The sequence below is a fragment of the Burkholderia sp. WTPI3 genome, from assembly GCF_021483755.1.
Classification (GTDB): Bacteria; Pseudomonadota; Gammaproteobacteria; order Burkholderiales; family Burkholderiaceae; genus Burkholderia.
On the sequence record NZ_JAGIXF010000044.1, the window covers coordinates 1 to 18,491 of the forward strand.

Below are 18,491 nucleotides of genomic sequence, written 5' to 3' on the forward strand. Positions count from 1 at the left end.
CGTGCCGCCACGCGAGCAGCGTATCGATCCCCTCGAGTTCGGCGATCGTGTGCGCGGCGACGTTGCCGGTCTCGGGCTGCAGGTCGAGCACCGAGCGCGGCGCGACCGCGATCCCCGCGCCGGCCGCGACGCACGCGACGATCGCGTGATACGAGCCGAGTTCGAGCACCCGCGCGGGTTTCATCCCGCATTGCGCATACCATTGCTCGACGTATTTCCGGTACGTGCAGCCGCGCTCGAATGCGATCAGTGTCGGCAGGATCACGTCGCGCGGCGTACGCACCGGCGGATGGCCGCGCGGGGTCAGCAGCACCAGGTCCTCACGGTAGATCGGCACGGTCTCGAACGTGTCGGGCAGCGTGTCGGGCGCGGGCGGCCGCGCGAACAGCGCCGCATCGATCTCGAAATCGCGCACCTTGTCGATCAGCCAGCCGGTCGTGCCGGTGACGAGCTCCAGCGACACGTCGGGCCACGCATGGTGATAGCGCGCGAGCACGGTCGGCAGGCGGCTCGCGGCCGTGCTTTCCATCGTGCCGAGCCGCAGCCGCCCGCGCGGCGTGTCCTCGCGCACTGCGTCGCGCGCCTCGTCGGCTAGCGCGAGCAGCCGTTCCGCGTACGGCAGCAGCGTGTGGCCGGCCGGCGTGAGCACGAGCCGGCGGCCGTCGCGCACGAACAGCGCCGCGCCCAGTTCCTCTTCGAGCTGCTTGATGCGTGTCGTCACGTTCGACTGCACACGATTGAGCTTCGCCGCCGCGCGCGTCACGCCGTTTTCGCGCACGACGGCCCGGAAAATCGCCAGCGCCGCCAGATCCATGATTCTCTCCAGGAGATAATTTGGTTCTTGATTATTCATTTTTCAAGAACATTTGGTCAAGCTACGATACAGGCATTCCGATTCCCGTTCCGGCCGGCGCGCGCTGCGCGCGGCCCATGCCGCCATGTCCCGTTCCGATGCTCCGAGCGCCGCTCCCGGCGCGCACCTGTCCGACGATGCCGACCGCCGTGCGCGCACGGCCGCGCTTGCCTGCATGATCGGGCTGGCGGTCGCGCTCGGTGTCGGCCGCTTCGCGTTCACGCCGCTCCTGCCGCTGATGCTCGCCGACGGCTCGATCGGCCTGAAGGCCGGCAGCTGGCTCGCGTCGGCGAACTACGCCGGCTATTTCGTCGGCGCGGTCAGCTGCGCGGCCCTGAAGATCGCGCCCGCGCGGATGGTGCGCGCCGGGCTCGCCGCCACGGTGCTGCTGACCGCCGCGATGGGCGTCGGTCATCTGCTGCCCGTCTGGCTCGTCGTGCGCTTCGTCGCGGGTGTCGTCAGCGCGTGGACGTTCGTATTCGTGTCGCAATGGGGGTTGCGGCGGCTGGCGGAGCTGCACGCGCCCGAGTGGAGCGGGGTGATCTACGCGGGGCCGGGCGTCGGGATCGTGCTCACGGGGCTGATCGGCAGCGCGCTGGCCGGACACCGCGCGGCGCCCGGCTGGCTGGGCTTCGCGGCGTTGTCGGCGGTGCTGTCCGTCGCGATCTGGCGCATCTTCGGCGATGCGCCGGCCGTCGCCGGGCAGCCGGCCGCGTCCGCGCGGCAGGCGGCTGCCGCAGTCGCGCCGGCCGATGCGCGACGCCATCGGGCCGATGCCGCGTGGCTCGTCGTGCTGTACGGGATGCCAGGCTTCGGCTACATCATCACCGCGACGTTCCTGCCGGTGATCGCGCGCGCCGCGCTGCCGGCCGGCTCGCCGTGGCCGGACCTGTTCTGGCCGATGTTCGGCGCGGCGCTGATCGTCGGCGCGATCGCCGCCGCGCGGCTGCCCGGCCACTGGGACAACCGGCTGCTGCTCGCGGCCGGCTGTGCGACGCAGGCGCTCGGCATCGCGGCGGGCATCGTGTGGCCGAACGCGGCCGGTTTCTCGGTCGGCAGCGCGCTGCTCGGGCTGCCGTTCACCGCGATCACGCTGTTCGCGATGCGCGAAGCGCGCCGGCTGCATGGCGAGCGCGCGGCCGGGCTGATGGGCTATGCGACCGCGTCGTACGGGGTCGGGCAGATTCTCGGCCCGCTCGTCGCGGCGCCGCTCGCCGCGCACTTCGGGTCGTTCTCGCCCGCACTGTGGGTTGCGGCGGTTGCGCTGCTGGTCGGCGCGGCCGGTTTCGCGGCGACCGCCGCAAGCGGACGCGCGCGACCCTGACGGCGTCGGGGCCGGATCATCCGCGGCGCGGCAAACTCGCTAGAATGAAGCCTTTCCAGCGCCGAGCGGGCGCACCGGGCGGCCTGCACGCGGCCGCCGGACGCTCGCCAGATCCCCGTCGATGACCATTGCCGACTTCCGTTTTTGCCCGCGCTGCGCGCGCCCGCTGACCGAGCGCGCCGATCCCGACCACGAGGGCGGCCGCGTCCGCCAGGCGTGCCCGGACGAAGTATGCGGCTACGTGAACTGGAACAATCCGCTGCCGGTGGTCGCCGCGATCGTCGAGCTCGACGGCAAGATCCTGCTAGCGCGCAACGCGGCGTGGCCCGAAGGGATGTTCGCGCTGATCACCGGCTTCCTCGAGAACGGCGAGACGCCCGAGGACGGCATCGCGCGCGAAGTGTTCGAGGAAACCGCGCTGAAGGCCGAGCAGGTCACGCTGGTCGGCGTCTATGAATTCATCCGCAAGAACGAACTGATCGTCGCGTACCACGTGCGCGCATCGGGCACCGTCGCGCTGTCGCCGGAGCTGCTCGAATACCGGCTCGTCGATCCGCCGCTGCTGCGCCCGTGGCGCGCCGGCACCGGCTACGCGCTCGCCGACTGGATGCGCGCGCGCGGCCTCGATTTCGAATTCGTCGATCGAGCGGGGCAGTGACCGCTCGCCCGGCTTCCGCCATTCCATCCGCGGCGCCGCTGCAGCCTGCCGTTCGCCGGCGCGCGTCGCCATCCCCGTCCTGACCGCCATCGCCATGTCCGACAAGCCGCAGCCGCGTTCGCGCGACGCCTATCCCCACTTCCTGCCGATCACGACCCGCTGGATGGACAACGACGTCTACGGGCACGTGAACAACGTCGTCTACTACAGCTACTTCGACACCGTCGTGAACGCGTACCTGATCCACGCGGGCGTGCTCGACGTCGAGCACGGGCAGACGATCGGGCTGGTGGTCGAGACCCAGTGCAACTACTTCGCGCCGCTCGTGTTTCCGCAGTCGGTCGACGCGGGGCTGCGCGTCGCGAAGCTCGGCACGTCGAGCGTGCGCTACGAGATCGGGCTGTTCGCGGCCGGGCAGACGTCGCCGGCCGCGCAGGGGCATTTCGTGCACGTGTACGTCGATCGCGGCACGCGCCGCCCGGTGCCGCTGCCGGACGCGCTGCGCGCGGCGCTCGAACCGCTCGCCCGCTGACAGGCGCGCGGCGGTGCACGCGTTCGCGCTCCAGGCCTTCAACGGCCTCAGTTACGGATTGCTGCTGTTCATGCTGTCGGCCGGCCTCACGCTGATCTTCAGCGTGCAGGGCGTGCTCAACTTCGCGCATGCGAGCTTCTACATGCTCGGCGCGTACGTCGGCTACAGCGTCGCGGCGCGCGCGGGCTTCTGGCCGGCGCTCGTGCTCGCGCCGCTCGCGGTCGGGCTGCTGGGCGCCGGCTGCGAGCGCACGCTGCTGCGCCGTGTCCAGGCCCGCGGGCACACGGGCGAGTTGCTGCTGACCTTCGGGCTCGCGTACCTGATCGGCGAAGGCGCGAAGCTGCTGTGGGGCCTCGCGCCGCTGCCGGCGCCGGTGCCGCCGCGCTTCGACGGCGCGCCCGTGACCGTGTTCGGTCTCGCGCTGCCGCGCTACCGGTTGTTCATGATGGGAATGTCCACGGCGATGCTGATCGCGCTCGGTGCGTTGCTGCGCGCGTCGCGCATCGGGCTCGTCGTGCGCGCCGCGCTCACGCATCGCGACGCCGTCGAGGCGCTCGGCTACGACGTGCCGCGCGTGATGACGGGACTGTTCGGCGCCGGCACCGCGCTCGCGGCGCTGGCCGGCGTGATCGGCGCGCCGCTCGCGGTGATCGAGCCGGCGCTCGCCGAGACGGTCGGCTCGGTGGTGTTCGCGGTCGTCGTGATCGGCGGGCTCGGTTCGCTCGGTGGCGCGTTCGTCGCGTCGCTCGCGGTCGGCTTCGCGCAGACCTTCGCGGCGTCCAGCGACACGTCGCTGCGCGAGCTCGCGCAATGGGCGGGCGTCGCGCTGCCCGACAGCGTAGCCGCCGTGTCGATCGCACAGCTCGCGCCGCTGGTGCCGTATCTGCTGCTCGTCGCGGTGCTGGTCGCGCGTCCGCGCGGATTGTTCGGCGAGCGTGTCGATGGATAGCCGCGCACTCGCCGGCGCGCTGCGCTGGGTGACGTTCGCCGCGTGCGTCATGCTGCCCGCGTGGCTGTGGCCGCATGGCGCGATGCTCGGCTATCTCGCGCAGACGGCCGCACTCGTCGTGCTCGCGCTGTCGTACAACCTGCAGCTCGGCACGACCGGGCTGCTGTCGTTCGGCCATGCGGCGTTCGCCGGCCTCGGCGCGTTCGCGGCCGCGCACTGGTTCAATCGTTTCGGCGGCCCGTTGCCGCTGCTGCCGCTCGTCGGCGGCGTGGCCGGCGCGGGCTTCGGGTTCGTCGCGGGGCTGCTCGCGACCCGTCGCGCGGGCACTGTGTTCGCGATGATCACGCTCGGTCTCGGCGAATGCGTCGCGGCTGCCGCGTGGAGCGTGCCAGCGTGGTTCGGCGGTCTCGGCGGCGTACCGATCGACCGCGCGAGCGGCACGCCGTGGGGCAGCTGGAATTTCGGTGCGCCGCTGCAGGCCTATACGGTGATCGGCGCGTGGTGCGTCGCGTCGGCAATCGCGATGCATGCGCTGACGCGCACGCCGCTCGCGCGGCTCGCGAACGCGGTACGCGACAACCCCGCGCGCGTCGCGGCGCTCGGCACCGAGCCGCGCCGCGTGCGGCTCGCGATGGTCGCCTGCGCGTCGTTCTTCGCGGGCATCGCCGGCACGCTGACGCTGATCGACGTCGAAATCGCGACGCAGGACAGCGTGTCGATGGCGCGTTCGGCAACCGTGCTGATCGCCGCGGTGATCGGCGGCACCGGCGGGTTCTTCGGGCCGGCGGCCGGGGCAGCCATGCTGACCGCGCTGAGCGTCGTCGTCGCGGGCGTATCGCGTGCGTGGGCGCTGTATCTCGGCGTGCTGTTCGTCGCGGTCGTCGTCGCCGCGCCGCGCGGGATCGCGGGCCTCGCGCAGGATGTCGCGCACGCGTTGCGCCGCGACGCGCCGGCGCTCGAGCGCTGGCGCATGTTGTGCGGTGTCGGCGCGTGCGTGTTCTGGGGCGTCGCGATCGTCTGCGCGGCCGAGCTCGGTTATGCGTGGCGCTTCGCGCAGGACGATGGTGCCGCCGGCGTCGCGTTCGGCGCGTGGGGCATCGATGCCGACGCACCGGCCGGCTGGGCCGTCGCGTGCTCGGCGGCGGGCATCGGCATGGTGCTGTGGGGCTGGCGCGCTCGGCTCGCGAGCGGTGGAGCCGGCGCGCGGGGCGGCAGGCGGGAGGACCGGCGATGAACGGCAACGCGATCGTGCTCCACGGCATCGTGCAGCGCTTCGGCATGCAGACGGTGCTCGACGGTGTCGAACTGAGCGTCTCCGCCGGCGAGCGTCATGCGCTGATCGGACCGAACGGCGCGGGCAAGTCGACGCTGTTCGGCGTGATCGCCGGCGCGACGCGGCCGACCCGCGGGCGCGTCGTGCTGCATGGCGTCGAGTTGCGCGGGCGCGGGCCGGTCGCGGCGAGCCGCCTCGGCATCGGCCGCAGTTTCCAGCAGACGAGTGCGTTCGCGCGGCTGAGCGTGTTCGACAACCTGCGCTGCGCCGCGCTGCATGCACCGGCCGAGCGGCGGCGCTGGTGGAACCGGCTGCGCGAATCGGCGTCGGTCGATCTCGCGGCCGCGCGCGTGCTGCATGACATCGGCCTCGATGCGCGGCGCGACACGCTTGCCGGCGAGCTCGGCTATGCGGAGCAACGTGCGCTCGATCTGGGCATCGCGCTCGCGAGCGGCGCGCGCACGCTGCTGCTCGACGAACCGACGGCCGGCATGAACCGCGAACAGGCGGCGCGGATGATCGCGCTGATCCGCGCGACGACGCAGGGCCGCACGGTGCTCATGATCGAACACGACATGGACGCGGTGTTCGGCTTCGCCGAGCGCATCACGGTGCTCGTGCGTGGCACGGTGGTCGCGACCGGCGCGCCCGACGCGATCCGCGCCGATCCGGCCGTGCGTCGTGCGTATCTCGGAGAGCACGCATGAGCGCGCTGCTCGATATTCGTGGCTTGCATGCGTGGTACGGGATGCAGCCCGTGCTCGACGGTGTCGATCTCGCGCTCGCGCCCGGCGAAACGCTCGCGCTGCTCGGCCGCAACGGCTCCGGGCGCTCGACGCTCGCGAAGGCCGTGATGGGGCTTGTGCGGACGGCGGGCTCGGTGCATATCGCGGGAGTCGAATGCGTGGGCGCGCGCACCTTCGAGATCGCGCGGCGCGGCGTCGCTTATGTGGCCGAAAGCCGCGACGTCTTTCCGCTGCTGAGTGTGCGCGACAACCTGCGGCTCGGCCTGCGCGGCGCGCGCGGTGTGGCCGGGCGCGCCGCGCTCGAACGGCTGCTCGCGCGGTTTCCGCTGCTGGCCGAGCGTGCGGACGTGAAGGCCGGCCGCCTGTCGGGTGGCGAGCAGCAGGTGCTCGCGCTGGTGCGCGCGCTCGCGGGCAGCCCGCGCGTGCTGATCGTCGACGAACCGGCCGAAGGGCTCGCACCGCTCGCGGTCGACGAGGTCGGCGCGTGCCTCGCCGCGCTGCAGGCCGATGGTGTCGCGATCCTGCTGATCGAGCAGCGGCTGCAGCTTGCGCCGCGGCTTGCGCGGCGCGTCGCCGTGATGGGGCGCGGCCGGATCGTCTACGACGGCGCGCTCGACGGGCTCGGCAGCGACGTCGTCGGTGCATGGCTGAGCGCCGGTTGAGCGGGGGCAGAGCCCATCCCGCCGACTGTTCGGCAGATCACGCCAGTCAATTTCCGGTGCGGACGTGCATCGCCAGGTGTGGGAATCCTCCGCCTTTAGGCGAAGGAGGACGTCAAGAGCAAGCTGGCAAACAAGGTAGCGATCGTCACGAGCGTATCGAAGGGCATCGGCGCCGCGATCGCCAGGCGCTGGCCGCCGAAGGCGCATCGGTCGTCGTCAACTACGCGAGCAGCAAGGCCTGCGCTGATCCGGCGAGCCGGCGTGTGCGCCTACGCGATCAGCGCGAGCGCGTTCGCGCCGACGTGCCATCGCAGGCTTTCGACGACGAGCGCGTGGTCGCGTGCGTCGTCGAGCCCCGCGATCGTCATCGCGCCGACGATTCCGCCTCCGGTGATCCGCAGCGGCACGCCGCCACCGTCGAGCGCATAGTCGTCGTCCGACAATCCCTGCGACTGCAGCGACCAGCCGGCGCGGCGAAACCGCACGCCGACTTCGAGCGAACTGAGACCGAAACGGAACACCGTGTTCTGCCGGCGGCGGATCGCGTCGCTGTCGACCGCGCGGCTGCCGTCGAGCGCGCAGTAGAAGAGCGGTGACGCCGCGCCGACGATGCCGACCGCGATCGGCAGCCCGCGGCGCGACGCGAGGTTGATCGCGATGTCGCCGAGCCGGCGCGCGACGTCGGCATCGAAGCGCGGCAGCATCGGGGCCGCCGGATCGTCGCCGGAAGTCCGGTGCGCGAAGTACGGGAAGGGAGTCGCCATGTCAGCTCCGGGTCGTCGCAACAGTGGCTTGCGCGCGTGTCCTGCATCGCGCGCCGGCCGTCGATCGTTCGGCGTTTCGGCACGTCGCGGCTTCAGCGCCCGGGTGCCGCATCGAGCATCCATTCGTGCGCGGGATCGTTCTTGAATGCCCACGCGCGGCTCGGCCCTGCCATCACGTTCAGGTAGTACAGGTTGTAGCCGTGCGGCGCGACCACCGGGTGATAGCCGCGCGGCACCATCACGACGTCGTGGTTCTCGACCGCGCACGCTTCGTCGAGGCTGCGATCGTCCGTGTACACGCGCTGGAACGCGAAGCCCTGCGGCGGATCGATCCGGTGGTAATAGGTTTCCTCGAGCGACGTTTCGTCGGGCGCCGCGTCGCGATCGTGCTTGTGCGGCGGATAGCTGCTCGAATGGCTCGCGGGCGTCACCACTTCGACGACGAGCAGCCGGTCGGCCGCCGGGTTGTCGCCCATCAGGATGTCGCATACGTAGCGCGTGTTGGTGCGTTGCCCGCGCACCGCGCGGCGCATGCGTTCGCCGTCGAGGCGTTGCACGCGCTTGTCGCCGCTCACGTAAGGCGCGGTGCACAGCGCGACCTCCGCATCGCGCGTCGCGACGAGCGTGACGGTCTTGTCGCCCGGCACGTACAGCGCGTCGGGCGACACTTCTTCGAATACGCTGTCGCGCTTGCCGAGCGCATCGTAGATCTCACCGTCGACTTCGGCGCGCACCGTGCCGGTGAGCACGACGATGCACAGCTCGCGCGTGCCGGTATCGACCGCTTCGGTATCGCCGGCCTTCAGGCGCAGCGCGCGAAAGCCGACATGCTTCCAGCCGGCCGATTCCGGCGTGACGTTGCAGATTTCGCGCTCGGGCGACGCCTTGACCAGCAGGGGAGAAATCGTCATGGAATGAGGCTCCTCGATGAGATGACGGCGCTCAAGCACTCAAGCGCTCAACCGGTCGACGATCGCGCGCAGCGTGTCGTAACCCTTCTTCGCATATTGATAGCTCGGCGCGACAGCCGGATCCTGCTCGGCCTCGACGACGAGCCAGCCTTCGTAGCCGGCGTCCTTCAGCGTGCGCAGCGTCGCTTCGTAGTCGAGCGCGCCGTCGCCCGGCACCGTGAAGGTGCCGTTGATCACGCCGTTCAGGAAGCTCCAGCCGCCGTTGCGCGCCTGCGTGACGACCTGCGGACGCACGTCCTTGCAGTGCACGTGCGCGACGCGCGACACGTGCTTCTTCAGCAGCGCGACCGGATCGGCCGCGCCGCCGAAATACGCGTGGCCCGTGTCGAACAGCAGGAACACCTTCGCAGGATCGGTCAGCGCCATCAGCCGGTCGACGTCGTCCGGCGATTCGACGTACGCGCCCATGTGGTGATGGTAGGCGAGCTTGATGCCGTACGTATCGAGCAGATGCGCGCCGAACCCGTTCAGGCGTGCCGCGTAGCGCCGCCATGTGTCGTCGTCGACGAAGCGCGGCCGCTTCGCGACCGGCGTATCGATGCTGCCCTGGATCGTGCCCGCGCATTCGCCGTACACGACCACCTTCACGTCGTTGTACTGCAGCTTCGTCATGTGCGCGCGGCAGCGTTCGATCTCGGCGGCGAGCGCATCATCGTCGCTCATCCCCGGCTCGACTTCCGCCAGGAATCCGGAATACCAGCCCGACACGCACACGAGCCCGAATTCCGCGAGCTTCGCCTTCAACTCGGGGCCGGTCTTCGGAAACTTGTTGCCGAGCTCGAAGCCCGCATAGCCGATTTCGGCGCCTTCCTTCAGCGCCGTCTCGAGCGGCGTCTCGCCGCCGAGCGACGGCAGGTCGTCGTTCATCCACGACAGGGGATTGATACCGATGCGAACGTTCCAGCTCATGACACGCTTCCTTGGGTCGAATGGTGTTGTTGCGAGGCGGGCAGGGCGGCGCGATACGGGTCAGCGCCGCTGCCGGGTTTTCTCGTCGAGATACGTCTGGTGCGCGCGTTCGACACCGGCGCGCGCGGACACCTGCGGCACCGCGACTTCCCACCACGCGCCGCCGTCCTCGGTCGTGCGCCCGTGCGTCGTGTCGATCACGAGCACCTGGCTCGTCTTCGCCGCGCGTGCGCGCTTCATCTCGCTGCGCAGTTCGGCGACGTCGCGCACGTGCACGGCTTCCGCACCCATCGCGCGCGCATGCATCGCGAAGTCGATCGTCGAGCGCTCGCCGCCTTCGGGCACGCAGTCGTCGAGCATGTTGTTGAAGCTCGCGCCGCCGCAATTCAGCTGCAGCCGCTCGATGCAGCCGTAGCCGCGGTTGTCGAGGATCACGACGATGATCTTGCGGCCGAGCATCACGGAGGTCGCGAGTTCGGCGTTGAGCATCATGTACGAGCCGTCGCCGACGATTACGATCACCTCGCGCTCGGGCCGCGCGAGTTTCGCGCCGAGGCCGCCCGCGACTTCGTAGCCCATGCACGAATACGCGTAGTCCATGTGATAGTTGCCCGGCACGCCGCTGCGCCACAGCTTGTGCAGTTCGGCCGGCAGCGTGCCGGCCGCGCAGACGACGAGATCGTCGCGCGCGCTGTCGCGTCCGGCGTCGACGGCCGAGTCGCGCACCGCGCCGATCACTTCCGCGTCGTACGGCAGCGTGTCCTTCGGAATGCGCGTCGTCAGGTCGGCCACGCGTGCGTTCCATGCGGCGGCCTGGTCGCGGTTCGCGGCCGTCCACGCCGGTTCCGCATGCCAGCCGGCGAGGGCGGCCGACAACTGGCCGAGGCCCGTGCGCGCATCGGCGATCAATTGCCGGCCGCGTTTCTTGCCCGCATCGAACGGCTGCACGTTCAGGCTCAGCAGCGCCGCTTGGCCGAACAGCGCATGCGAGCCGGTCGTGAAGTCCTGCAGGCGCGTGCCGACCGCGAACACCACGTCGGCCTGCGCGGCCGCGCGGTTCGCGGCGGGCGAGCCCGTCACGCCGATCGACCCGAGGTTCAACGGGTGGTCCCACGCGAGGCTGCCCTTGCCGGCCTGCGATTCGGCAACCGGCACGCCGTGCGTGTCGGCGAACGCGCGCAGCGCGTCCCACGCCTGGCTGTACAGCACGCCGCCGCCGGCGACGATCAGCGGCTTCCTCGCGGCCTTCAGCACGTCGACGGCATCGGCGAGTTCGAGCGCGTCGGCCGGCGGCCGGCGCATCCGGATCACCGGCGGCGCGAAAAAGTCCTCGGGCCAGTCGTATGCGAAGGTCTGCACGTCCTGCGGCAGCGCGAGGCACACCGGGCCGCACTGCGCGGGATCGGTCATCACCTGGATCGCGCGCGGCAGCGCGACGAGCAACTGCTCGGGCGACGTGATCCGGTCGAAGTAGCGCGTGACGGGCCGGAAGCAGTCGTTTGCGCTGACGTCGCCCTGTTCGAAATCCTCGACCTGCTGCAGCACCGGGTCGGGCAGCCGCGACACGAACACGTCCCCGGGCAGCAGCAACAGCGGCAGTCGGCCGACGTGCGCGAGCGCGGCGGAAGTCAGCATGTTGGTCGCGCCGGGGCCGATGCTCGACGTCGCGGCCATCATCCGCTGGCGGAAGTTGGCCTTCGCGAACGCGACGGCCGCGTTCGCCATTCCTTGCTCGTTGTGCGCGCGGAACGTCGGCAGCCGGTCCTTTTCGGCCTGCAGCGCTTCGCCGAGCCCGGCCACGTTGCCGTGGCCGAAGATCGCGAACACGCCGCCGCAGTACGGCAGGATCTCGGTGCGGCCGTCGGGCTGGACGACTTCGGCGCGCAGGGCGGCCAGGTAGCGCACGAGGGCCTGGCTGACGGTCAGTCTTACGGTGGTGGTCATCGTCTGTCGATCAGGAAGAGTCGGTTGGTCATCGCGGGCACCGGCGTCAGGCTGCCGCGGCGGCGCGCGCGGCGGCGCGGCGGCCGAGCCACGCATCGACGAGTTGCGCGAAATTGCCGGCGACTTCGTCGATCAGCGCCTGGTCGTCGATCCGGCCGGCGAGCCATTGCAGCGACGCATCGGCCCACAGCGTGCGCCCGACCATGAAGCCCTTGACGATCGGATCGGTGGCCGAACGGAAGCTGTCGACGAGATACTGCAGCGGCTGGTTCAGCCCGAGGATCACCGCGCCGCGGCAGTGCGGGTCGCGCTCGGCCACCAGCGCGGCGAGCCGCGCCCAGCCGTCGGCGCTCATCGGCGCGAGCTTCCACCATTCGGGCTTCACGCCGAGGTTGTAGAAGCGCGCGACCGTGCGCAGCACCGCGTCGTCCTCGGTGCCGGCCGGCGTGACCGCGCGCGGCGGAATGATTTCCAGCAGCAGCTCGTTGCCGCTCGCGCGCGTCGCTTCCCACAGCTCCAGCACCCGCTGCTCCTGCGCGACGCGCAGGTCGACGTCGTCGTCGGGGTGGTAGTGGAGGAGACACTTCACGACCTGCTCGGTCGGCCAGTGCGTGAGCGCCGAGCCGACCGAGCGCGTATCGTCGAAACACAGCGGCCGCGAGCCGGGCAGCTCGACCGGGCGGCCGACCCACCAGCCGCGCCCGGTCGCCGACGCGAGCGCGTCGCTGCCGTAGGCGCCGCCGTCGATCAGCACGCCGACGTGGCCTTCGATATGGCGATCGCGCTCGACCTGTTCGGCCGCACGCACGAGCAGCCGCTTGAGCGTCTTGATCCGCGCTTCGTCCGCGCCGGCCTGTACCGCGAGCTCGTAGAACTGGCTGCGATGGTCGAACGCCATCACGCACAGGTCGTCCCATTCGCGGCGCGGCACCGTGACGCGATGCAGGTGCGCGAGCGTGCGATCGGCGTCCACCTGCGGATTGCGGCTGCCGCCGAACCAGTGTGCGAGTTCGTCCGGTGTCGGCATCGCGGCCGAGCACGCGTGACGCGACACGACGATCGCGCCGCATGCATTCGCGATGCGTGTCGATTCTGCCCAGTCGCGCCCGCGCAGCAACCCGGACAACAAGCCCGACAGGAACGCATCGCCGGCGCCGAGCACGTTCAGCACTTCGACGCGTTCGCCGTGGAAAGTCGGTGCATTGTCGATGCGCGCCGGGATGTCGCCCTCGATCACGCAGCAGCCGAGCGCGCCGCGCTTGACCACCAGCACCGCGCTGCTCGCGCGGCGCACGGCCTGCAGCGATGCGATCAGATCGTGCGGCACGCCTCCCGCGATCAGGAATTCCTCTTCGGTGCCGACCAGCAGGTCGAATTCGCCGAGAACCTGCTGCAACTGCCGCGTGACCTGCGCATCCGGCACATAGCGGTTCTCGCCGGCGCCGCGCGCGGTCAGCCCCCACAGCACGGGCCGGTAGTCGATATCGAGAATCCGCACGACGCCGTGGCGGCGCGCATACGCCAATGTCGTCAGCGACGCTTCGCGCGTGGCCGGCGTCGACAGATGGGTGCCGGTGATCGCGAGCGCGCGGCAGCCGGCGATGAAGTCCTCGCGGATCTCGTCGGCGCGCACAGCCATGTCCGCGCAGTTCTCGCGCACGAACAGCAGCGGGAACGTATCGCGGTCCTTCAGTCCGAGCAGCACCAGCGCGGTGAGGCGTTCCGGATCGGTCTGCAACTGGCTCGTGTCGCAGCCTTCGCGCTCGAGCGTCTCGCGCACGAAGCGGCCCATCTGCTCGTCGCCGACGCGCGAAATCATCGCGGTCTTCAACCCGAGCCGGGCGACGCCGAACGCGACGTTGCCCGACGAGCCGCCGAGATACATCTGGAAGCTGCGCGCGTCCTCCAGGCGGCTGCCGTACTGCTGCGCGTAAAGATCCACGGCGACTCGGCCGAGGCAGGCGAGATCGATGGGGCGGTCAGGCGGAAAGTTCAACGGGCTCATATCACGTATCACGCTCGCGGCCGGCATTTCGACCCTGCCGGCAGATTAGGGGACCGATCCGGTGACGGTGCTGCGTCACCTGTGCGGCGCGACGCGGGATCGCCTGCCGCAAGGAGTCGGGCTACGGAACGAAGTCTAGACTTTTTGGAAATCCAGTTCCCTAGGTGAAATCACGTAGAAATAAATTTCCAAATTCTCGAGGAAGTGATCTACAGTTTCATCCGGATGCTTCAGTCCGTATCGGACTCGGCCCGGCGGCGCGCAACGTGCCGCTTTCCGCCCCCCGGAGATGAGGAGACAGAGTGATCATGAAGACCAAGCTGATGGCCGCCGCGGCCGCGACGATCCTGGCGATGCCGCTTGCGCATGCCGAGAAGATCGGCGTGACGATGGCATCGTTCGACGACACGTTCCTGACGATCCTGCGCAACAGCATCAGCGATGCCGCGAAGAAGGACGGCGCGACCGTGCAGATCGAGGATGGCGGCAACGACGTCGGCAAGCAGTTGAGCCAGGTCCAGAACATGATCGCGCAGAAGGTCGACGCGATCATCGTGAACGCGGTCGACACCGACGCGACGCCGAAGATCACGAAGATGGTGACCGCCGCGAAGATCCCGCTCGTCTATGTGAACCGCAAGCCGGTCGATTTCAACAAGCTGCCGGCCGGCGTCGCGGTGGTCGCGTCCGACGAAAAGCAGTCGGGCACGCTGCAGGCGCGCCAGGTGTGCAAGCTGCTCGGCGGCAAGGGCGACATCCTCGTGCTGATGGGCGAGCTCTCCAACGAGTCGGCGCGTGCGCGCACCAAGGACATCGAGGACGTGATCGCGACGAAGGACTGCTCCGGCATGAAGATCGTCGACAAGCGCGAAGGCAAGTGGAGCCGCACGCAGGGCCAGGACATCACGATGAACTGGCTGAGCTCCGGGATGAAGTTCGACGCGATCGTATCGAACAACGACGAGATGGCGATCGGCGCGATCAACGCGCTGAAGGCGGCGCGCAAGTGGACGCCGAAGACGGTCGTCGCCGGCATCGACGCGACGCCGGACGGGCTCGCGTCGATGAAGAGCGGCGACCTGAAGGTGTCCGTGTACCAGAACGCGGCCGGGCAGGGTGAGCAGGCCGTCGCGGCCGCGCTCAAGCTCGCGAAGAAGCAGCCCGTCGACCGCTACGTGAACGTGCCGTTCGAGCTCGTCACGCCCGAGAACATGAACCAGTACGCCAGGCACTGACCGGCTTTTCCGCTGAACTGCGCGGCCCGGTGCGTCCGGGTTCGCGTGTGACTTTCGAGGAACGTCCATGTTTACAGTCAGGATGGCGCGCTCGATGGCCAGCGACGACGCGCCGGCCGCATCGTTCGCCGCGCCCGGTTCGTCCGGTGCGTCCGTTTCCGATTGCCTGCTCGAAGTGCGCGGCGTCGGCAAGTCGTTTCCAGGCGTCGTCGCGCTCGACGGCGTGCAGTTTCGCGTGCGTCGCGGCACCGTTCATGCGCTGATGGGCGAGAACGGCGCGGGCAAGTCGACGCTGATGAAGATCATCGCGGGCGTCTATACGCCCGACCAGGGCGAGATCCTGATCAAGGGCGCGCCCGTCACGCTGAACGGCCCGCTCGACGCGCTGGACCGCGGCATCGCGATGATCCACCAGGAACTCAACCTGATGCCGTACATGACGGTCGCGGAGAACATCTGGATTCGCCGCGAACCGAAGAACCGCTTCGGCCTGATCGATCACGCCGAACTGCGCCGCCGCACCGCCGCGCTGTTCGAGCGGTTGTCGATCGACATCGATCCGGAAGCCGACGTGCGCACGCTGACGGTCGCGAGCCGCCAGATGGTCGAGATCGCGAAGGCCGTGTCGTTCGACTCGGACGTGCTGATCATGGACGAGCCTACCTCCGCGCTGACCGACAAGGAGGTCACGCACCTGTTCCGGATCATTCGCCAGTTGCGCGAGCAGGGCAAGGGCATCGTCTACATCACGCACAAGATGAACGAACTGTTCGAGATCGCCGACGAGTTTTCGGTGTTCCGCGACGGCAAGTACATCGGAACGCACGCGTCGACCGACGTCACGCGCGACGACATCATCCGGATGATGGTCGGCCGCGAGATCACGCAGATGTTCCCGAAGGAAGACGTGCCGATCGGCGAGGTCGTGCTGGCGGTGAAGAACCTCGGCGTCGACGGCGTGTTTCGCGACGTGAGCTTCGAGCTGCGCGCGGGCGAGATCCTCGGCGTCGCGGGCCTCGTCGGCTCGGGGCGCTCGAACGTTGCCGAAGCGCTGTTCGGCGTCGTGCCGGCCACGTCCGGCGAGATCCTGATCGACGGCAAGCCGGTTCGGATTGCGACGCCCGCGCAAGCGATGAAGCACGGGATGGCGTTCCTCACCGAGGACCGCAAGGACACCGGCTGCTTCCTGAATCTCGACCTGCTCGCGAACATGGAAGCGGCGGTGCTCAGCAACCGCTACGTGAAGTTCAACTTCGTGCAGCAGGCGCAGCTCAGGCGCGACTGCGAGGAAATGAGCCGGATGCTGCGCGTGAAGACGCCGGGGCTGCACGAGGAAATCCAGAACCTGTCGGGCGGCAACCAGCAGAAGGTGCTGATCGGCCGCTGGCTGTTGACGCAGCCGCGCATCCTGATCCTCGACGAACCGACGCGCGGCATCGACGTCGGCGCGAAGGCCGAGATTCATCGGCTCGTCAGCGCGCTCGCCGGAAAAGGTGTCGCAGTACTGATGATCTCGTCGGAGATGCCGGAGGTGCTCGGCATGAGCGACCGCGTGATGGTGATGCACGAAGGCCGCATGACCGGCATCGTCGAGCGCAAGGACGCCGACCAGGTCCGCATCATGGACCTTGCGTCGCGTTGAGCCGAAACAAGCATGGAGACAAATGAAATGAGCAATCTGAATCCGGCCGCGGACGCGCAGTCCATGACGATCAAGACACGGCACACCAAATGGCCGCCCGAACTGAGCATCTTTCTCGTGCTGGTGGGCATCAGCCTGTTCTTCGAGGTGATCGGCTGGGTCGTCGTCGGCCAGAGCTTCCTGTTCAACGCGGAGCGGCTCGAGATCATCGTGCTGCAGATGGCCGTGATCGGCATCATCGCGGTCGGCGTGAACCTCGTGATCATCACGAGCGGGATCGACCTGTCGTCGGGGTCGGTCGTCGCCGCGGCGGCCGTCGTGTCGGCCAGCCTCGCGCAGGTGTCGGATTTTCCGCGCGCGGTGTTCCCGCACCTGACCGACCTGCCGATCATCTGGCCGGTGCTGGCCGGCGTGTGCGTCGGGCTGCTGGTAGGCCTGCTGAACGGGTCGCTGATCGCGCTGACCGGCATCCCGCCGTTCATCGCGACGCTCGGCACGATGGTCGCCGCGCGCGGCTTCGCGAAGTGGTTCACCAACGGGATGCCGGTGTCGATGCTGACCGACCAGTTCGCGGCGATCGGCGCGGGCGCGAATCCGGTGATCATCTTCCTGGTGGTGGCGGCGATCTTCCACGTCGTGCTGCGCTACACGCGCTTCGGCAAGTACACGTATGCGATCGGCGCGAACCGCCATGCGGCCGTCGTGTCGGGCATCAATGTCACGCGTCACCTGGTGTTCGTCTATGCGATCGCCGGCCTCCTGAGCGGGATCGCGGGCACCGTGACGGCCGCACGTGCGATCTCCGGCCAGTCGGGCATGGGCGTGATGTACGAGCTCGATGCGATCGCGGCGGTCGTGATCGGCGGCACGTCGCTGTCGGGCGGCCTCGGGCGCGTGACGGGCACCGTGATCGGCGTGCTGATCCTCGGCGTGATGACGTCGGGCTTCACCTTCATCCGGATCGACGCGTACTACCAGGAGATGGTCAAGGGCGCGATCATCGTCGCGGCCGTGATCGCCGACCAGTACCGCAACAAGAAGTCGCGCCGCTGAGCCGCCGCCGCCATGCCGAACCCCGCAAAACCGTCTGGGAAGAAGATGAAGATCGCTCTGGATCCCTACATGATTCGCCACCTGCCGCTCGACCGGCTGCCGCATGCGGTCGCCGAGCTCGGCTACGACCAGATCGAGCTGTCGCCGCGCAGCGACTTTCTCGACTGGTGGGTGATGCCGCGCGCGACGCGCGAGCGCATGGCCGCGTTCCGGCAAGCGCTGCGCGCGAGCGGCGTGGGCCTCGCATCGCTGCAGCCGATGTACCGCTGGGCCAGCCCGTTCGACGACGAACGGCAATGGGCGGTGCGCTGCTGGAAGAAGGCGATCGAGGTCGCGCTCGAGATGGAGTGCACGCTGATGGTGTCGGAGTTCGGGCGCGGCGCGTCGCCGGAACGCTCGGTCGGCGAGCGGCCGGGCGCGAACCCGAAGGAGCTGTGCGAGGCCGCGTGGTTCCGCTCGATGGACGAGTTGCTGCCGATCCTCGAGCGCGAGCGCATCGTGCTGTCGGTCGAACCGCATCCGGAGGACTGGATCGAGCAGCTTCAGCCGGCCATCGACATCGTGACGAACCTCGGTTCGCCGTCGCTGAAACTGTCGTACATCGCGCCGCACACGTTCTACTACGGCGACGACATGGCCGCGATGATCGCGCAGGCCGCGCCGGTCCTCGCGCACGTGCGCGTGGCCGACACCTTCGATCATCGCAAGAGCAGCCAGCTGCGCTATATCGTGAACCCGCCCGGCTCGAACCAGATTCGCGTGCACCAGCATCTCGACATCGGGCAGGGCGAGATCGACTGGGACATGTTTTTCCGCGCGCTCGGCGCCGCCGGCTTCGATGGCGTGATGTCGTCGTGCGTGTTCGCGTGGGAAGACCGCGCGGAAGCGTCGTCGCGCTATATGCGCGACACGATCCAGCGCTACGTCGATCGCCATTTCGATCGCGCGGCGCGCTGACCCGTCGCCCCCGC

At 69.3% G+C, this 18,491-nt stretch carries 17 protein-coding genes; 11 read left to right on the top strand and 6 right to left on the bottom strand.

Features of this window, described 5'->3' with window-relative positions; genetic code table 11:
* A partial coding sequence (locus J7024_RS22415) for a LysR family transcriptional regulator (protein WP_234745515.1) occupies positions 1-814 on the bottom strand: 814 nt, incomplete at its 3' end.
* Between the two features lie 124 nt (positions 815-938).
* On the opposite strand from J7024_RS22415, the gene J7024_RS22420 reads away from it, so the two are divergent.
* From J7024_RS22420 to J7024_RS22450, 7 genes are all read left to right on the top strand, one after another.
* Positions 939-2,177 carry a YbfB/YjiJ family MFS transporter gene (locus tag J7024_RS22420; RefSeq protein WP_234745516.1) on the top strand — a complete coding sequence of 413 codons (1,239 nt, stop codon included), beginning with the start codon at positions 939-941 and terminating at the stop codon, positions 2,175-2,177.
* A gap of 121 nt (positions 2,178-2,298) precedes the next feature.
* The gene (locus J7024_RS22425; RefSeq protein WP_234745517.1) at positions 2,299-2,835 is read left to right on the top strand and encodes an NUDIX domain-containing protein; all 537 of its coding nucleotides are present in this window, start codon (positions 2,299-2,301) and stop codon (positions 2,833-2,835) included.
* A 94-nt stretch (positions 2,836-2,929) separates the two neighbouring features.
* Positions 2,930-3,367: an acyl-CoA thioesterase gene (locus J7024_RS22430; RefSeq protein WP_124825915.1), complete on the top strand. Its 438-nt coding sequence runs from the start codon at positions 2,930-2,932 to the stop codon at positions 3,365-3,367.
* A gap of 13 nt (positions 3,368-3,380) precedes the next feature.
* Positions 3,381-4,316, top strand: a complete 936-nt coding sequence (locus J7024_RS22435) for a branched-chain amino acid ABC transporter permease (protein WP_124825914.1) — start codon at positions 3,381-3,383, stop codon at positions 4,314-4,316.
* Positions 4,309-5,550, top strand: a complete 1,242-nt coding sequence (locus J7024_RS22440; protein WP_199568709.1) for a branched-chain amino acid ABC transporter permease — start codon at positions 4,309-4,311, stop codon at positions 5,548-5,550. Before J7024_RS22435 ends, J7024_RS22440 begins: the two co-directional genes overlap by 8 nt.
* Complete coding sequence (locus J7024_RS22445) at positions 5,547-6,296, top strand: ABC transporter ATP-binding protein (RefSeq protein ID WP_175751172.1); 750 nt, start codon at positions 5,547-5,549, stop codon at positions 6,294-6,296. Before J7024_RS22440 ends, J7024_RS22445 begins: the two co-directional genes overlap by 4 nt.
* Positions 6,293-6,997 (top strand): ABC transporter ATP-binding protein, encoded by a 705-nt coding sequence (locus J7024_RS22450; protein WP_124825911.1) that lies wholly within the window; start codon positions 6,293-6,295, stop codon positions 6,995-6,997. Before J7024_RS22445 ends, J7024_RS22450 begins: the two co-directional genes overlap by 4 nt.
* Positions 6,998-7,266: 269 nt before the next feature.
* Here the strand turns inward: J7024_RS22450 and J7024_RS22460 are convergent, their stop codons facing one another.
* The 5 genes from J7024_RS22460 to J7024_RS22480 all read right to left on the bottom strand — a co-directional run bounded on the left by J7024_RS22460 (position 7,267) and on the right by J7024_RS22480 (position 13,590).
* The gene (locus J7024_RS22460; protein WP_124825910.1) at positions 7,267-7,761 is read right to left on the bottom strand and encodes a heme-degrading domain-containing protein; all 495 of its coding nucleotides are present in this window, start codon (positions 7,759-7,761) and stop codon (positions 7,267-7,269) included.
* Between the two features lie 92 nt (positions 7,762-7,853).
* Positions 7,854-8,672, bottom strand: coding sequence for a 5-deoxy-glucuronate isomerase (gene iolB / locus J7024_RS22465; RefSeq protein WP_234745518.1), 819 nt, complete (start codon positions 8,670-8,672; stop codon positions 7,854-7,856).
* A gap of 39 nt (positions 8,673-8,711) precedes the next feature.
* Positions 8,712-9,641 carry a myo-inosose-2 dehydratase gene (gene iolE / locus J7024_RS22470; protein ID WP_124825908.1) on the bottom strand — a complete coding sequence of 310 codons (930 nt, stop codon included), beginning with the start codon at positions 9,639-9,641 and terminating at the stop codon, positions 8,712-8,714.
* A 60-nt stretch (positions 9,642-9,701) separates the two neighbouring features.
* Positions 9,702-11,585 carry a 3D-(3,5/4)-trihydroxycyclohexane-1,2-dione acylhydrolase (decyclizing) gene (gene iolD / locus J7024_RS22475; protein WP_175761579.1) on the bottom strand — a complete coding sequence of 628 codons (1,884 nt, stop codon included), beginning with the start codon at positions 11,583-11,585 and terminating at the stop codon, positions 9,702-9,704.
* Between the two features lie 46 nt (positions 11,586-11,631).
* Complete coding sequence (locus J7024_RS22480; RefSeq protein WP_124825906.1) at positions 11,632-13,590, bottom strand: bifunctional 5-dehydro-2-deoxygluconokinase/5-dehydro-2-deoxyphosphogluconate aldolase; 1,959 nt, start codon at positions 13,588-13,590, stop codon at positions 11,632-11,634.
* Positions 13,591-13,898: 308 nt separating this feature from the next.
* Here J7024_RS22480 and J7024_RS22485 point away from each other — a divergent pair, with 308 nt between their 5' ends.
* From J7024_RS22485 to J7024_RS22500, 4 genes are all read left to right on the top strand, one after another.
* Positions 13,899-14,825: a sugar ABC transporter substrate-binding protein gene (locus J7024_RS22485; RefSeq protein ID WP_124825905.1), complete on the top strand. Its 927-nt coding sequence runs from the start codon at positions 13,899-13,901 to the stop codon at positions 14,823-14,825.
* Between the two features lie 67 nt (positions 14,826-14,892).
* On the top strand, positions 14,893-16,467 hold the full coding sequence (locus tag J7024_RS22490) for a sugar ABC transporter ATP-binding protein (RefSeq protein WP_124825904.1): 1,575 nt from the start codon (positions 14,893-14,895) through the stop codon (positions 16,465-16,467).
* A 27-nt stretch (positions 16,468-16,494) separates the two neighbouring features.
* On the top strand, positions 16,495-17,520 hold the full coding sequence (locus J7024_RS22495; RefSeq protein ID WP_234745519.1) for an ABC transporter permease: 1,026 nt from the start codon (positions 16,495-16,497) through the stop codon (positions 17,518-17,520).
* A gap of 45 nt (positions 17,521-17,565) precedes the next feature.
* Positions 17,566-18,477, top strand: coding sequence for a sugar phosphate isomerase/epimerase family protein (locus tag J7024_RS22500; protein WP_175751170.1), 912 nt, complete (start codon positions 17,566-17,568; stop codon positions 18,475-18,477).
* The last annotated feature ends 14 nt before the right edge of the window (positions 18,478-18,491 follow it).

Excerpts from the sequence above, each read along its gene's own strand:
- J7024_RS22420 (WP_234745516.1), top strand. The coding sequence starts at position 939 with ATGTCCCGTTCCGATGCTCCGAGCGCCGCTCCCGGCGCGCACCTGTCC.
- J7024_RS22425 (WP_234745517.1), top strand. The coding sequence starts at position 2,299 with ATGACCATTGCCGACTTCCGTTTTTGCCCGCGCTGCGCGCGCCCGCTG.
- J7024_RS22430 (WP_124825915.1), top strand. The coding sequence starts at position 2,930 with ATGTCCGACAAGCCGCAGCCGCGTTCGCGCGACGCCTATCCCCACTTC.
- J7024_RS22440 (WP_199568709.1), top strand. The coding sequence starts at position 4,309 with ATGGATAGCCGCGCACTCGCCGGCGCGCTGCGCTGGGTGACGTTCGCC.
- J7024_RS22445 (WP_175751172.1), top strand. The coding sequence starts at position 5,547 with ATGAACGGCAACGCGATCGTGCTCCACGGCATCGTGCAGCGCTTCGGC.
- J7024_RS22450 (WP_124825911.1), top strand. The coding sequence starts at position 6,293 with ATGAGCGCGCTGCTCGATATTCGTGGCTTGCATGCGTGGTACGGGATG.
- J7024_RS22460 (WP_124825910.1), bottom strand. The coding sequence starts at position 7,761 with ATGGCGACTCCCTTCCCGTACTTCGCGCACCGGACTTCCGGCGACGAT.
- iolB (WP_234745518.1), bottom strand. The coding sequence starts at position 8,672 with ATGACGATTTCTCCCCTGCTGGTCAAGGCGTCGCCCGAGCGCGAAATC.
- iolE (WP_124825908.1), bottom strand. The coding sequence starts at position 9,641 with ATGAGCTGGAACGTTCGCATCGGTATCAATCCCCTGTCGTGGATGAAC.
- iolD (WP_175761579.1), bottom strand. The coding sequence starts at position 11,585 with ATGACCACCACCGTAAGACTGACCGTCAGCCAGGCCCTCGTGCGCTAC.
- J7024_RS22480 (WP_124825906.1), bottom strand. The coding sequence starts at position 13,590 with ATGAGCCCGTTGAACTTTCCGCCTGACCGCCCCATCGATCTCGCCTGC.
- J7024_RS22485 (WP_124825905.1), top strand. The coding sequence starts at position 13,899 with ATGAAGACCAAGCTGATGGCCGCCGCGGCCGCGACGATCCTGGCGATG.
- J7024_RS22490 (WP_124825904.1), top strand. The coding sequence starts at position 14,893 with ATGTTTACAGTCAGGATGGCGCGCTCGATGGCCAGCGACGACGCGCCG.
- J7024_RS22495 (WP_234745519.1), top strand. The coding sequence starts at position 16,495 with ATGAGCAATCTGAATCCGGCCGCGGACGCGCAGTCCATGACGATCAAG.
- J7024_RS22500 (WP_175751170.1), top strand. The coding sequence starts at position 17,566 with ATGAAGATCGCTCTGGATCCCTACATGATTCGCCACCTGCCGCTCGAC.